This window comes from Mesorhizobium sp. M7A.F.Ca.CA.002.09.1.1 (genome assembly GCF_003998555.1).
GTDB classification, from domain to species: domain Bacteria; phylum Pseudomonadota; class Alphaproteobacteria; order Rhizobiales; family Rhizobiaceae; genus Mesorhizobium; species Mesorhizobium ciceri.
Genome location: NZ_RZRR01001647.1, coordinates 1 through 403, shown reverse-complemented (window position 1 = coordinate 403; position 403 = coordinate 1). Strand labels below are relative to the sequence as shown.

At 65.5% G+C, this 403-nt stretch carries 1 protein-coding gene; it reads right to left on the bottom strand.

Annotated features, from left to right (window positions below; genetic code table 11):
- Positions 1 to 205: 205 nt before the first annotated feature.
- The coding region (locus tag EN994_RS35145; RefSeq protein WP_164746611.1) for an FAD-dependent oxidoreductase at positions 206 to 403 on the bottom strand (198 nt) is incomplete at its 5' end.

Here is a 403-nt window from a genome sequence, read left to right as displayed (position 1 = left end):
CCCTCTGTCCTGCCGGACATCTCCCCCTCAAGGGGGGAGATTGGATGTCGCGACGGCTTTCGCCAATCGCCGACCTTGCGGGACTGAGCGAGGCGCCGAAACTGCCAATCTCCCCACTCGAGGGGGAGATGTCCGGCAGGACAGAGGGGGGCGCCGTAGGGCGTTAACCTATACAGACATCGGCCGACGCTGCCGTCCGTCCGGGTTATTGAGCAAACCGTCCCAACCCGTAAGGCGCGAGCAGCGGATCGCGCTCGCCATCAAGGATTTCGCGAGCGGCAAACAGGCCGACGGCCGGCGCCAGCGTGATGCCGGAATGCATGACGCTGACATAGACGCCGTCCATGCCCTCGGCGCGGCCGATGATCGGAAAACCGTCGATCGGCGTCGGCCGGTAACCGAC